Below are 13,722 nucleotides of genomic sequence, written 5' to 3'. Positions count from 1 at the left end.
ATTCGATACGCCTGGCGCAAGGCGGCGCCGGTTCGCTGCGGCGCCGCGGGTCGGTGGTTACTGGGTCAGTTCCTGTTCGCTGAACAGGCCGTCGAAGAGCATGCTCGAAAGATAGCGCTCGCCGGAATCGGGGAGGATCACCACGATGGTCTTGCCCTGCATGTTCGGCTCCTCGGCCAGGCGCACCGCGGCGGCCATCGCCGCGCCGGAGGAGATGCCGCAGAGGATGCCTTCTTCCTGCATCAGGCGCAGCGCCATGTTCTTCGCTTCGTCGTCGCCGATCTTCTCGACCCGGTCGACCAGCGACAGGTCGAGGTTCTTCGGCACGAAGCCGGCGCCGATGCCCTGGATCTTGTGCGGGGCGGGCTTGACCTCCTCGCCGGCGAGGGTTTGGCTGATCACCGGCGAGGTCACCGGCTCCACCGCCACGGCGAGGATCGGCTTGCCCCGGGTGTTCTTGATGTAGCGCGAGACGCCGGTGAGGGTGCCGCCGGTGCCGACCCCGGAGACCAGCACGTCCACCGCGCCCTCGGTATCGTTCCAGATCTCCGGGCCGGTGGTCTTCTCATGGATCGCCGGGTTGGCCGGGTTGTCGAACTGCTGCGGCATGAAGTACTTCCCGGGATCCCCCGCGACCAGTTCCTCGGCCTTCTGGATCGCACCCTTCATGCCCTTCGCCGGTTCGGTCAGGACCAGCTCCGCGCCCAGCGCCTTGAGCACCTTGCGTCGCTCCAGGCTCATCGACGCCGGCATGGTCAGGATCAGTTTGTAGCCGCGTGCGGCGGCGACGAAGGCGAGGCCGATGCCGGTGTTGCCGGAGGTCGGCTCGACCAGGGTCATGCCGGACTTCAGTCTGCCGCTGGCTTCGGCATCCCAGATCATGTTCGCGCCGATCCGGCACTTCACCGAATAGCCGGGGTTGCGCCCTTCGATCTTGGCCAGGATGGTGACGCCGCGCGGGGCGATGCGGTTGATCTGGACCAGCGGCGTGTTGCCGATGGACTGCGCGTTGTCTGCGAAGATGCGGCTCATGATGGTGTCCTTGTCGCATGGAGAAAGATCAATCAGCCTATTCCGCCCCCGCCCGCGCGTCCAGACGCGTTCGAACCAGCGGCGCGCCGCGCGTGTCCACTGTCCAGGAGGGCCGTACCGATGAAGAAACGCTATGCCATTCCCCTGGGCAGCCTGGCGGCGCTGCTTCTGTTGTTGCTGGCGCTGCACCTGGCGCTGCCGTACCTGGTGCGCGACTACCTGAACGGCAAGCTGGCCGACATGGGCGACTACCGTGGGCACATCGCCGACGTCGACCTGGCGCTCTGGCGCGGCGCGTATCGGATCGACGGGCTGAGCATCGTCAAGGACAACGGCAAGGTGCCGGTGCCGTTCCTCGACGCGCCGAGCATCGACCTGTCGGTGAGCTGGCAGGCGCTCTGGGATGATCACGCAGTAGTGGCGCGGGTGGTCTTCGAGCGTCCGCAGCTCAACTTCGTCGATGCCGGCGGCGACCGCGACGCCTCGCAGACCGGTGCCGGCACCGACTGGCGCGAGCAACTGGACAAGCTGCTGCCGATCACCCTCAACGAGGTGCGGGTGGTGGACGGCACCCTGCGTTTCCGCAACTTCACTTCGAAGCCGCCGGTGAACCTGCACGCCTCGGCGCTCAACGCCAGCATCTATAACCTGACCAACGTGGCCGACGCCCGGGGCGAGCGGCCGGCGCGTCTCGAAGGCACGGCGCGGATACTCGGCCAGGCGCCGCTGGAAGTGGCGGCGCATTTCGACCCGCTGAGCGACTTCGAGGACTTCGACCTGCGCCTGCGGGTCACCCGCGTCGAGCTGAAGCGGCTCAACGACTTCGCCAGCGCCTATGGCAAGTTCGACTTCAATGCCGGCACCGGCGACCTGGTGCTGGAGGCCCAGGCTAAGCGCGGTCAGCTGGATGGCTACATCAAGCCGCTGCTGCGCGACGTGGACGTATTCAACTGGCGGCAGGACGTGGAGGATGGCGACAAGAACCTGTTCCGCTCGGTGTGGGAGGCGCTGGTCGGCGGTGGCGAGACGGTGCTGAAGAACCAGCGCAAAGACCAGTTCGCAACCCGTGTGAGCCTGAGCGGTAATGTCCACCAGCGGGACGTCAGCGCGTTCCAGGCGTTCCTCGGGATTCTCCGCAACGCGTTCGTCGAGGCGTTCAACGCTCGTTTCGAGCGTTCCCCGGCGACGCGCGACGACGACGGCTGAAGACGCGGGCGGAACGGCGGGTCGCGAGGTGGCCGGGCATTCAGTGACTGAATGACCCGTCTGCGTTCACAGTGCGCTTGTCCCCGCGTTATAGTCGGGTTTTCAAACAATACTGAACTGCCCGGTTTTCCAGCCAGGGCGTTACCGTTCGAGGATTTCCTGATGAAGTTCGAAGGCACCCAGTCCTACGTCGCCACCGACGACCTCAAGCTCGCGGTCAACGCCGCCATCACCCTGCAGCGGCCGCTGCTGGTGAAGGGCGAACCGGGCACCGGCAAGACCATGCTCGCCGAGCAGTTGGCCGAGTCCTTCGGCGCCAAGCTGATCACCTGGCACATCAAGTCCACCACCAAGGCCCACCAGGGCCTCTACGAGTACGATGCGGTAAGCCGCCTGCGCGATTCGCAGCTGGGCGTGGACAAGGTTCACGACGTGCGCAACTACATCAAGAAGGGCAAGCTCTGGGAGGCCTTCGAGGCCCAGGAGAGGGTGATCCTGCTGATCGACGAGATCGACAAGGCCGACATCGAGTTCCCCAACGACCTGCTGCAGGAACTCGACAAGATGGAGTTCTACGTCTACGAGACCAACGAAACCATCAAGGCGAAGCAGCGCCCGATCATCATCATCACCTCGAACAACGAGAAGGAACTGCCCGACGCCTTCCTGCGCCGCTGCTTCTTCCATTACATCGCCTTCCCCGACCGCGAGACGTTGCAGAAGATCGTCGACGTGCACTACCCGAACATCAAGCAGTCGCTGGTCAGCGAGGCGCTGGACATCTTCTTCGACGTGCGCAAGGTGCCCGGCCTGAAAAAGAAACCTTCGACTTCCGAGCTGGTCGACTGGCTGAAGCTGCTGATGGCCGACGAGATCGGCGAAGCGGTGCTGCGCGAACGCGACCCGACCAAGGCGATCCCGCCGCTGGCCGGCGCCCTGGTGAAGAACGAGCAGGACGTGCAGCTTCTCGAGCGCCTGGCGTTCATGAGCCGCCGCGCCAGCCGCTGAGTGCGTCGGCCCTTTCCGGGGAAAGGGCTGCGGGGCGGCACGCCAGACAGCGGAGGAACATCCCATGCTCAGCGGAAGTTGCCTGTGCGGCGCGGTAAGCTATGAAATCGACGCGCCCATCGAGTCGGCCAGTCATTGTCATTGCAGCCAGTGCCGCAAGGCCCACGGCGCGGCGTTCGCCACCTACGGCAAGGTGCGCCGCGAGGCGTTCCGCTATGTCGCCGGAGCGGACGCGGTGGCCGAATACCACTCGTCGCCAGGCGTCACCCGTACCTTCTGCCGACACTGCGGATCGAACCTGCAGTGGCTTGGCGGCAACGAGGACCCGACGTACACCTCTATTGCCCTCGGCACCCTCGACTCGCCGCTGCCATCGGTAGCGCAGCGGCACATCTACGTGGGTTCGAAAGCCGACTGGTACGTCATCGCCGACGACCTGCCGCAGGAACACCAATACTGACCGGCGCTCGCGCGCCGGGATCAACGGACAACAGACGAGGTCGCAGCCATGCTGCTCAACCTGTTCAACGAAATGCGCGCAGCCAAGGTGCCGGTGTCGGTGCGCGAGCTGCTCGACCTGATCGACGCCCTGAAGCACCGCGTGGTGTTCGCCGACATGGACGAGTTCTACTACCTGGCGCGCACCATCATGGTCAAGGACGAGCGCCACTTCGACAAGTTCGACCGGGCCTTCGGCGCCTACTTCAAGGGCCTGGAGAAGCTCGACGACCACCTCAAGGCGCTGATCCCCGAGGAATGGCTGCGCAAGGAGTTCGAGCGCCTGCTGACCGATGAGGAAAAGGCGCAGATCCAGTCCCTCGGCGGCCTGGACAAGCTGATCGAGGAGTTCAAGAAACGCCTCGAGGAACAGAAGGAGCGCCATGCCGGCGGTAACAAGTGGATCGGTACCGGCGGTACCAGTCCGTTCGGCTCCGGCGGCTTCAACCCGGAGGGCGTCCGCGTCGGCGACGCCGGCAAGCGCCAGGGCAAGGCGGCCAAGGTCTGGGACCAGCGCGAATACAAGAACCTCGACGACCAGGTCGAACTGGGTACGCGCAACATCAAGATCGCCCTGCGGCGCCTGCGCAAGTTCGCCCGCGAGGGCGCGGCGGAGGAGCTGGACATCGACGGCACCATCGACCACACCGCGAAGGACGCCGGGCTGCTCAACATCCAGATGCGCCCGGAGCGGCGCAACACGGTGAAGCTGTTGCTGCTGCTGGACATCGGCGGCTCGATGGACGCCCACGTCAAGGTCTGCGAGGAGCTGTTCTCGGCCTGCAAGACCGAGTTCAAGCACCTGGAGTATTTCTACTTCCACAACTTCATCTACGAGTCGGTGTGGAAGAACAACCTGCGTCGCAGCAGCGAACGCACCGCCACCTTCGACCTGCTGCACAAGTACGGTCCGGACTACAAGGTGGTGTTCGTCGGCGACGCGGCGATGGCGCCCTACGAAATCACCCAGGCCGGCGGCAGCGTCGAGCACTGGAACGAGGAAGCCGGTTACGTCTGGATGCAGCGCTTCATGGAGAAGTACAAGAAGCTCATCTGGATCAACCCCTATCCGAAGGACACCTGGAACTACACGGCGTCCACCGGCCTGGTCCGCGAACTGGTCAAGGAACAGATGTATCCGTTGACCCTGAGCGGCCTGGAGGAGGGTATGCGCTTCCTCTCGCGCGGTTGAGCCAACTGCCTGCGGGACCGGCGACAGGCGCGGCGGCACGCAACTTGCCTACCCTGTGTATCCCGTCCGCGCGGTAACAGCGCGGCGCGGCCACCGGTAACGATGGGCACGCCATGATCGATTCGACCTTCTCCCGCGCCACCTGGCTCAACTCGCTGCACATGTCGACCCTCACTCTCTCGCTGCTGGAGAAGGAAGGGTTCGCCCGCGAGCAACTGCTCGAAGGCAGTGGCATCACCCCCGCCGACCTGCTCGACCTGCGGCGCCTGATCAGCCCCTGGCAGGAGCAGCAGGTGTTCGCCAACGCCTGCCGGCTCAGCGACGAGCCTGCCCTCGGCCTGCGCCTGGGGCTGCGCACGCGGATTTCCGCCTACGGCCTGCTCGGCTACGCGCTGCTCTCCGCGCCGACCCTCGGCGAGGCGCTGCGCATCGGCCTCAGCTATCCGGTCTTGCTCGGCACCTACTTCCACCTGTCGCTGGAGGTCGCCGACGGCCGCGCCTGGCTGGTGGCCACCGGCTACGGCGAGGACGAGGCGCTGCGGCCATTCAACACCGAGCTTTGCCTGGGCTCGTTGAAGGTCACCTGCGCCGACCTGCTCGGCCAGCCGCTGCCCTTGCTGGAAGCGGCCTTCGACTATGCCGGCGACGAGGCGATGGCGCGGGCCTACGCCGAGGGTTTCGCCTGCGAGTTGCACTTCGAACGCGAGCGCAGCGCCATCGGCTTCGCCGCCGAATGGCTGGAGCGCCCGTTGCCGCTGGCCGACCCGGTGACCCACCGGGAGATGCTGGAACAGTGCCGGCGGCAGAACATCGACCTGGCCGCGCGTCGCGCCTGGCTGGACAAGGTCCGGGCGATCCTCGCCGAGCGCCTGCAGGACCCGCCCGGCCTGGAGGAACTGGCGCGGCGCCTGAACTGTTCGTCGCGCAGCCTGCGCCGGCACCTTCAGCAGCAGCGCACCAGCTACCAGCAATTGCTCGACGAGTTGCGCTTCGCCCGCGCCAAGGAGTTGTTGCAGAGCGGCGACATGCCGATCTACCGGATCGCCGAGGAACTCGGCTTCAGCGAGACCGCCAGCCTGCGCCATGCCTTCCAGCGCTGGAGCGGCCAGCCGCCGAGCCATTTCCGCGCCTGAGCGTTCGCTCAGGCGGAGGGGCTGGTGTCGGCGTGGCGCCGCCGCCGTTCGTCCGCCACCTCGCCCAGGGGCTTTGCCGCGCCGTCGCCAATCCAGGCCATGAAGGCACGATCGAAGCGGAAGTCGGCGCCGCGCAGCCCGACGAGGAAACGCCCTACGTCCTGGGCGTTGCGCTAGTCGCGGCACACTGCGGTGTCGCGGGTGATGGTGTCGCCGTGCCAGCCGAAGACCATCTGTCGTTTCTCTGCGCGCGCTGGAGCGGGCGGGCCAACGACGGCCCGCCCACGGGCCGTCAGGACACCGGGTCTTCGATCAGCCGGTCATAGGGCGGCAGGCCGCTGTATTGGCCCAGGGCTTGCTCGTAGGCGTTCTTCAGGTCGTCGGCGGCGAGGTCGTAGCCGACCAGCAACTGTTCGAGTTCAGCGGCGTTCTGCGGGTCGTCGTTCTGCAACTGCGCGTCGAGTTCGCGGGTGCGCGCGGCGACGCACTGGATCGCCACCATCAGGGTCTGGGGTTTCAGGTTCATGGTTCACTCCTAGAGCCCGCGGGCTTTTTCCCATTGGCGGCGGATGGCGTTGCGCACGAAGTTGTCCAGTTGGCCCATGAGGACCTCCCGGTACATCGGCTTGGCCGGCATGATGGTGTAGTGGGTGGCTTGCAGGCGCTTGTTGTAGCTGTCCTGTTTCACCTTAAGGTCCGGCGGGATGTCGGTGCCGTCGGGTATCACGAAGTCGCCGTCGGCGCGGCGCAGCACGCCGGCGCGGTCGAACACCGAGGTGCCGCCGGTGTCCGGGGCGTAGAGGCCGTCGCGGCCGGCGACGATGTCCGGCGCGCGGGCGGGGACGCCAGGGGTGTTGGGGCTGTCGAAGGTCGGATGCAGCAGCGGGGCGACTTCCGCAGCCTCGGCGAGTTCCTTGTCGGGACGCAGGTAGCGACCGACGTCGCCGTCGTAGTTGGCCTTGAATACCGCCCGGTAGAGGGTGAGGCTGGTTTTCTCGTAGTCGTAGGACATGCATGGACTTCCCTGTGGGTTGCGTTCGCGGCGCCGCGGGTGCGCGGCATCGCTACCGACCACCGTCCTTGTGGCGCCATCGGCGAGCAGGATAACAGCCGTGGGCGGATCCGCCAGGGGCAGGCGACGACCGTCGCCCGGCAGGCTCAAGGCCTGGCCGCGCCGTGCAGGTAATGGCGGATGCGCACCTCCACGCCGGCGCTCTGGAAGCGCCGGGCGGCGGCCTCGACCCGCAACTCGCCGCGGGTCACCCGCTGGTGGTGGCGCAGGTGCTCCAGCCAGGATTCGTCGATGAAGAACTCCAGCCACAGGCGACGGTTGCCGCTGTCCTGGACCAGCCCCCAGGACACCGCGCCGTTGCGCCGACGCATGGCGCGCACCTCGACCATCGCCGCCTGGAATGCCGCGGCGTCCTGCGGGTCGATGTCGTACTCGAGGGTGACCATCACCGGGCCGCGTTCCTGGTCCACCTCTTCGTCGACCAGTGGTGCCGGCCAGTGCAGCGACGGCGCGAGGTCCTCGGCCTCGGTGACCGGCAGCCGGCAGCGCAGCGACGCGAACAGGCCGAGCAGCAGCGCGGCGCTGGCACAGAGCAGGGCGAAGGTGATCGACAGGTGGCTGGCGAGCAGACCCCACAGGGCGCCGCCGGCGGCCATGCTGCCGAAGAACACCAGGATGTAGACCGCCAGCGCGCGGGCGCGGACCCAGGCCGGCACGGAGGTCTGCGCGGCGACCTGCAGGCTGGAGAGCACGGCGATCCATGCCGCGCCGCTGAGCAGCATCACCGGCACCAGCAAATAGAGGTTGCGCAGCAGCGCCAGGGCCACCAGCACCAGTGCGTAGAGCACGCTGGAGAGCAGCACCAGGCGGTCGCTGCCGAGGCGTTCGCGCAGGCGCGGCAGGAACGCGGCGCCGAGCACCGCGCCGACGCCGACGCTGCCCAGCAGCAGGCCGAAGTCCATGGCGTTGCCATGCAGTTCGCCGCGCACGATCAGGGGCAGCAGCGACATGCCGGCGCTGGCGCCGAGGAAGAACGCCACCGCGCGCACCAGCACCGATTGCAGCGGCCTCGAGCTGCGGCTGTAGCGCCAGCCGGCGCGCAGGGCGCCGAACAGGCGTTCCGCCGGCAGCACCGAGGGCACGGCCTTGCGTTTCCAGGCCAGCAGCACGGCGATCACCGCGAAGAAGGAGAGGGCGTTGAGGGCGAAGGTCAGCCAGGGGCCGACCAGGCTCACCAGGACCCCGGCGATGGCCGGTCCGACCGCCCGCGCCAGGTTGACCCCGACACTGGACAGCGCCACCGCCGCCGGCAGTTCGTCCTTGCCCACCAGTTCCGGAGTGGTGGCGCTCCAGGCCGGCATCATCAGCGCGGTGCCGATGCCCATGCACAGGGTCAGGCCGAGCAGCAGCCAGACGCTGGTCAACTGGAGCAGGGTGAGGCTGGCCAGCAGGGTGGCCACCAAGGCCATCCACAATTGCACGCCGAGCAGGTAGCGGCGCTTGTCGACGATATCGGCGAGGGCGCCGGCCGGCAGGGCCAGGAAGAACATCGGCAGCGATCCGGCGACCTGCACCAGGGCCACGTTCAGCGGGCTGGCGGAGAGCGAGGTCATCAGCCAGCCGGCGCCCACCTCGTGCATCCAGGTGCCGATGTTCGAGGCGATGCTGGCCAGCCATAGCCAGCGGAAGGTGGCTTGGCGCAGGGGACTCCAGGGTGAGGCGGCGGGTGCGGTCATGGTCAGAGCGAGCCTTTGAGTGGGTATTCGACGATCAGGTAGAGGCGGTCGATGTCGTCGCCGGCCTGGGCCGCGTTGGCCCGGTGGCTGAGGTGCGAGACGTTCAGCGAGAGATCCTTGAGCGGGCCCGAGGCGAACACGTAGCGCAGGTCGAGGTCGCGCTCCCAGTGCTTGCCGCCGCTGCCCTGCAAGGGCCGGTAGCGGCCATCGGCGCCCAGCGGGTTGTAGGCGCCGCCGGCCGGCGCATGGCTGCCGTCGATGGCGCGGCCGCTGACGTAACGCGCCATGAAGCTCAGCCCCGGCAGGCCGAACGGGGCCAGGTCGAGGTCGTAGCGGGCCTGCCAGGAGCGTTCGCCGGGACCGTTGAAATCGGCGTACTTGATCGAGTTGGCGAGGTAGATGGAGTCACCTCCGACGAAGTCGAACGGCGTATCCCCATGGACACGCTGGTAGGCCAGGGAGAAACCCTGCGCGCCGACGCGGTACTTCAGTTGCAGGCTGTAGGCCAGGGTGTCGATCGCGCCGGCCCGGCTGCGGCCCTGGTCGCGCGTGCGATAGAGGTTGCCATCCAGGCTGAACGCGGCACGTTGCAGGTTCATGTTGAGATAGACCTGGCGCCAGACGTTGTCCAGTTGCGCGGCGAACAGCGAGCCGCTCAGGTTGTCGCTGGCCGCCAGGCTGGCGCCGGCGAAGCCGATGGCGCTGCCGGCGGTGCTCGCGCCGTAGCCGTCGAAGTCGCCATGGCCGGAGCTGGAGGCCTGTTCCTTGAAGGCGGTGAAGCGCCCGGCCTGGATCCGCACGCGGTCGAGGTCGTCGCTCTGCAGGAAGAAGCCCCTGGCGTACTGGGGTTGCAGGCGCTTGTCGCTGGTATCGAAGACCGGGGTCTCGACGGTCATCTCGCCGACCTTGAGCAGGCTCTCGCCGAGCCGCAGCTTGAGTGCGGCGCCGGCGTCGGAATACTCGCTGGCGTTATCGCCGGATGAGTCCAGCGGCAACAGGCCGGTGCCGGCATGGCCACGTCCGCCGTCGAGCTTGAAGCCGGCGAAGCCGTGGAGATCGAGGCCGAAGCCGACGCGGCCGGGGGTATAGGCCGACTCCAGGTCGGCGATCAGGCCGTGTGCCCATTCCTTGCGGTAGCCGCGCCCGGCGTCCGCGCGGCGATAGTCGTTGTAGAGGAAGTAGTTGCGGTTGAGCAGGCGCCACTCCAGGTAGTCGGGCGCCTTGGCTTCCTGTGTCGCGGCGTGGCACGGCGAGGTGCCGCCCAGCGCCAGGAAAAGGGCCAGGCGGCCGACCGGTCGAACGCGGATCATCGGGAAAACTCCGGGCGAGGCGGGCCGCGAAGGGCCCGCCCGGGTACGTCAGAAAGCGAAGCAGGAACAGCCGAATGCGCCCCAGAAGCCCTGGAAGTCGCTCACCGGTACGTTGGAGTGGCGCGCGCGGTTGTGCTCGTGGGCGTGTACCGTGCAGGCACCGACGCACTGGTGGACCTGGGCGGTCAGCGGCGCGCCTTGCCGCCAGTGGCCGGGTACCTTGGCCACCGGCGACCAGTCCGGCAGCACCGGCGGCGCCGGCGGACCGAGCTTGTCGAACTCGGCGGCGGCGTAGACGACCTTGCCGTCGACCACCGTGAGCACCGACTCGATCCACTTGATGGCCTCTTCCTCGACGCCGAAGAAGTCCGCCGACAGCGCCGCCAGGTCGGCGAGCTGGCCAACCTTGATCTGTCCTTTCTTGCCCTGCTCGCTGGAGAACCAGGCGCTGCCGTGGGTGAACAGTTGCAACGCGGTTTCCCGCGGCAGGCCCTGCGGATACAGGGCCATGCCGCCGACGGTGCGACCGCTGACCAGCCAGTACAGCGAGGTCCAGGGGTTGTAGCTGGAGACCCGGGTGGCGTCGGTGCCGGCACCCACCGGCACGCCCTCGGCGAGCATGCGCTGGATCGGCGGCGTGGCCTCGGCGGCCTTGGCACCGTAGCGGTCGACGAAATACTCGCCCTGGAAGGCCATGCGGTCCTGGATCGCGATGCCGCCGCCGAGTGCCCGCACCCGCTCGATGTTGCGCGGGGTGATGGTCTCGGCGTGGTCGAAGAACCAGGGCAGGCCGTTGAACGGAATGTCGCGGTCGACTTTCTCGAACACGTCGAGCATCCGCGAGATCGATTCATCGTAGGTGGCGTGCAGGCGGAACGGCCAGCGCTGCTCCACCAGGTGGCGGACCACCGGCTCCAGCTCTTGCTCCATGGTCTGCGGCAGGTCCGGGCGCGGTTCGAGGAAGTCCTCGAAGTCGGCGGCGGAGAACACCAGCATCTCGCCGGCGCCGTTGTGGCGGAAGAAATCGCTGCCCTGGCCGTACTTGACGCTGCCGGTCCAGTTCTTGAAGTCGGCGAGTTCTTCCTTCGGTTTCTGGGTGAACAGGTTGTAGGCGATGCGTACGGTGAGCTGGCCCTGGTCGGCCAGTTCGCGAATCACCTGGTAGTCGTCCGGGTAGTTCTGGAAGCCGCCGCCGGCGTCGATCGCGCTGGTCAGGCCGAGGCGGTTGAGTTCGCGCATGAACTGGCGGGTGGAGTTGACCTGGTACTCCAGCGGCAGCTTCGGTCCCTTGGCCAGGGTGGCGTAGAGAATCATCGCGTTGGGCCGGGCGATCAGCATGCCGGTGGGTTCGCCGCTGCTGTCGCGGACGATCTCGCCGCCGGGCGGGTTGGGCGTGTCCTTGGTGTAGCCGACCACGCGCAGGGCGGCGCGGTTGAGCAGGGCGCGATCGTACAGGTGGAGGACGAACACCGGGGTGTCCGGCGCGGCCTTGTTCAATTCCTCCAGGGTCGGCATGCGCTTCTCGGCGAACTGGAACTCGTTCCAGCCGCCGACCACCCGCACCCACTGAGGGCTGGGCGTGCGTTCGGCCTGGTTCTTGAGCATGCGCAAGGCGTCGGCCAGGGAGGGCACGCCTTCCCAGCGCAGCTCCAGGTTGTAATTGAGGCCACCGCGGATCAGGTGCAGGTGCGAGTCGTTGAGACCGGGGATCACGGTGCGCTTCTGCAGGTCGATCACCTGGGTGGCGCTGCCGCGATGGAGCATCGCCTCGGCGTCGTTGCCGACGGCAAGGAACTTGCCGTCCTTGATCGCCACGGCGGTGGCGGTGGGGTTGTCGCGGTCCACGGTGTGGAAGCGGCCGTTGTGCAGGATCAGGTCGGCGGTCATGGAACCTCCTGGGTTGCTTGCGGGAGAAAGGCTGGCGGCGTTGGCGAAGGGCAGGGCGGACCACAGGACTCCGGCGGCGCCCAGCACCGAACTGGTAGTGAGGAAATGGCGGCGGTCCTTGCTCGGCGGATCGTGGCTCATGGCGTGCTCCTGGCAGCGGGGCGGAATCGGTCAGCGAGGGCGGCGGCGAGAGAGGCCACCGGACAGGATAGGTGCGGCGGGAAACGTACGGGACGAAAGAGCGGTTTTCCCGAATGACGCATCCTCCTGCAAGCGCAACTTGCTGGTAATCGATAGCAAGTAAGGCGCGAGAAATATCCTGAACTTCATGGGGCTTTTTCTTATAGGACGGACTGTCGATTCTGCTAGCTGGTAATCTTTTTTTTATTGTCTCCGTGTGCGCTTTTTGTATGGATGTGTCGAATATTTTGAATATCGTCGTTCAACTTTATCCAGGGTCGCAGTTCAGTGATTTATTTTCTCGAAAAGTTTGTTTTTTCCAATATCCATGCTTCATAGTCTGGCCGGCCACGGGAAATTATCTGTTGGCCCGCGTGCTGTTGTGCGCAACAGCTGGAATTCATCGTTCGTTGTCAGGAAACAATCATGAGCCACTATCTCGAAGTTCTAACTCCGCAGAACAGCCAGATCATCTTCATCGACCAGCAGCCACAGATGGCATTCGGCGTACAGTCCATCGATCGCCAGACGCTGAAGAACAACGTAGTGGGCCTGGCCAAGGCGGCGAAGGTATTCGACATCCCGGTCACCATCACCACGGTGGAAACCGACAGCTTCTCCGGCCCGACCTATCCGGAGCTGCTGGCGGTGTTCCCCGAGCAGAAGATCCTCGAACGCACCTCGATGAACTCCTGGGACGACCAGAACGTGCGCGACTCGCTGGCCGCCGCGGGGCGCAAGAAGGTCGTGGTCGCCGGGCTGTGGACCGAGGTCTGCAACACCACCTTCGCCCTCTGCGCCATGCTCGAGGGCGGCTACGAGATCTACATGGTGGCCGATGCCTCGGGCGGCACCTCCAGCGACGCCCACAAGTACGCCATGGACCGCATGGTCCAGGCCGGCGTGGTACCGGTGACCTGGCAGCAGGTCCTGCTGGAGTGGCAGCGCGACTGGGCCCGCCGGGATACCTACGACGCCGTGATGGCCATCGCCAAGGAGCATTCCGGGGCCTACGGCATGGGCGTGGACTACGCCTACACCATGGTGCACAAGGCGCCCGAGCGGGTGACCCACGGCGAACGCATCGGCCCGAATCCGGCCAAGTGAATGCCGGCCGTGCCGCTCCGGCCCGCCGGGCGGCACGGCCGCGAAGGAGAACGAAGATGAAGCTCTACGTATTGTCGCTGGGCGCCGGACTGTTGGTGGGGATCGTCTACAGCCTGCTGCAGGTGCGTTCGCCGGCTCCGCCGCTGGTGGCGCTGGTGGGGTTGCTCGGCATCCTGCTCGGCGAGCAGGTCATCCCGGTCGGCAAGCAATTGCTCGGCGGTTGCGCGTTCGCCTCGGCCTGCGACAAGGCGGGTTCGGTCGGCCATGTGCTGGGGCAACTACCGGGTCGGCATCGCCTCGACCAGGCCGCTGGCCCGTCGGAACAGGAAAAGGGTTGAGCGCTATATCATCGAGTAACAGCGCAGTAATCTGGTAGTTATCTTCGTCGGTTAGATTTCCCCGGAACGGCTCCCTCGGATTA

13 protein-coding genes and 1 pseudogene are annotated in these 13,722 nt (G+C 66.6%); 7 read left to right on the top strand and 7 right to left on the bottom strand.

Annotated elements, in window-relative coordinates; genetic code table 11:
• Positions 1-57: 57 nt before the first annotated feature.
• A complete protein-coding gene (cysK, locus tag AC4OR5_RS24615; RefSeq protein ID WP_003090573.1) occupies positions 58-1,032 on the bottom strand; it encodes a cysteine synthase A in 975 nt (324 codons plus the stop codon).
• A 120-nt stretch (positions 1,033-1,152) separates the two neighbouring features.
• Between cysK and AC4OR5_RS24610 the strand changes: the two genes are divergently transcribed.
• The 5 genes from AC4OR5_RS24610 (at position 1,153) to AC4OR5_RS24590 (ending at position 6,069) form a co-directional block, all read left to right on the top strand.
• Positions 1,153-2,238: a DUF748 domain-containing protein gene (locus tag AC4OR5_RS24610; RefSeq protein WP_023091219.1), complete on the top strand. Its 1,086-nt coding sequence runs from the start codon at positions 1,153-1,155 to the stop codon at positions 2,236-2,238.
• Between the two features lie 162 nt (positions 2,239-2,400).
• Entirely contained in the window at positions 2,401-3,246 is an 846-nt protein-coding gene (locus AC4OR5_RS24605) for an AAA family ATPase (RefSeq protein ID WP_003101531.1), read from the top strand.
• A 64-nt stretch (positions 3,247-3,310) separates the two neighbouring features.
• Entirely contained in the window at positions 3,311-3,706 is a 396-nt protein-coding gene (locus AC4OR5_RS24600; RefSeq protein WP_003101529.1) for a GFA family protein, read from the top strand.
• 48 nt (positions 3,707-3,754) lie between these two features.
• A complete protein-coding gene (locus AC4OR5_RS24595; protein WP_003090569.1) occupies positions 3,755-4,936 on the top strand; it encodes a vWA domain-containing protein in 1,182 nt (393 codons plus the stop codon).
• A gap of 113 nt (positions 4,937-5,049) precedes the next feature.
• A complete protein-coding gene (locus tag AC4OR5_RS24590; RefSeq protein WP_003101519.1) occupies positions 5,050-6,069 on the top strand; it encodes an AraC family transcriptional regulator in 1,020 nt (339 codons plus the stop codon).
• Between the two features lie 8 nt (positions 6,070-6,077).
• Here the strand turns inward: AC4OR5_RS24590 and AC4OR5_RS24585 are convergent.
• From AC4OR5_RS24585 to AC4OR5_RS24560, 6 genes and pseudogenes are all read right to left on the bottom strand, one after another.
• A pseudogene (locus AC4OR5_RS24585) lies at positions 6,078-6,230 on the bottom strand (DUF6434 domain-containing protein); the annotation flags it as partial.
• 131 nt (positions 6,231-6,361) lie between these two features.
• The gene (gene tsi2 / locus AC4OR5_RS24580; protein ID WP_003090566.1) at positions 6,362-6,595 is read right to left on the bottom strand and encodes a type IV secretion system immunity protein Tsi2; all 234 of its coding nucleotides are present in this window, start codon (positions 6,593-6,595) and stop codon (positions 6,362-6,364) included.
• A gap of 9 nt (positions 6,596-6,604) precedes the next feature.
• Positions 6,605-7,081, bottom strand: coding sequence for a type VI secretion system effector Tse2 (tse2, locus tag AC4OR5_RS24575; RefSeq protein WP_003119469.1), 477 nt, complete (start codon positions 7,079-7,081; stop codon positions 6,605-6,607).
• A gap of 146 nt (positions 7,082-7,227) precedes the next feature.
• Complete coding sequence (locus tag AC4OR5_RS24570; RefSeq protein ID WP_033995200.1) at positions 7,228-8,817, bottom strand: MFS transporter; 1,590 nt, start codon at positions 8,815-8,817, stop codon at positions 7,228-7,230.
• Positions 8,818-8,819: 2 nt separating this feature from the next.
• Positions 8,820-10,127, bottom strand: a complete 1,308-nt coding sequence (locus AC4OR5_RS24565; protein ID WP_058160145.1) for an OprD family porin — start codon at positions 10,125-10,127, stop codon at positions 8,820-8,822.
• A 48-nt stretch (positions 10,128-10,175) separates the two neighbouring features.
• Entirely contained in the window at positions 10,176-12,014 is a 1,839-nt protein-coding gene (locus AC4OR5_RS24560) for an amidohydrolase (protein WP_033963915.1), read from the bottom strand.
• Positions 12,015-12,620: 606 nt separating this feature from the next.
• Between AC4OR5_RS24560 and AC4OR5_RS24555 the strand changes: the two genes are divergently transcribed.
• A complete protein-coding gene (locus tag AC4OR5_RS24555) occupies positions 12,621-13,301 on the top strand; it encodes a hydrolase (RefSeq protein WP_003090561.1) in 681 nt (226 codons plus the stop codon).
• A 56-nt stretch (positions 13,302-13,357) separates the two neighbouring features.
• Positions 13,358-13,639 carry a XapX domain-containing protein gene (locus AC4OR5_RS24550; protein WP_003090560.1) on the top strand — a complete coding sequence of 94 codons (282 nt, stop codon included), beginning with the start codon at positions 13,358-13,360 and terminating at the stop codon, positions 13,637-13,639.
• Positions 13,640-13,722: the final 83 nt, after the last annotated feature.

This window comes from Pseudomonas sp. YA1 (assembly GCF_058680555.1).
Note: the sequence above shows the minus strand (reverse complement) of the source record. Positions and strands in the feature narration are given on the sequence as shown.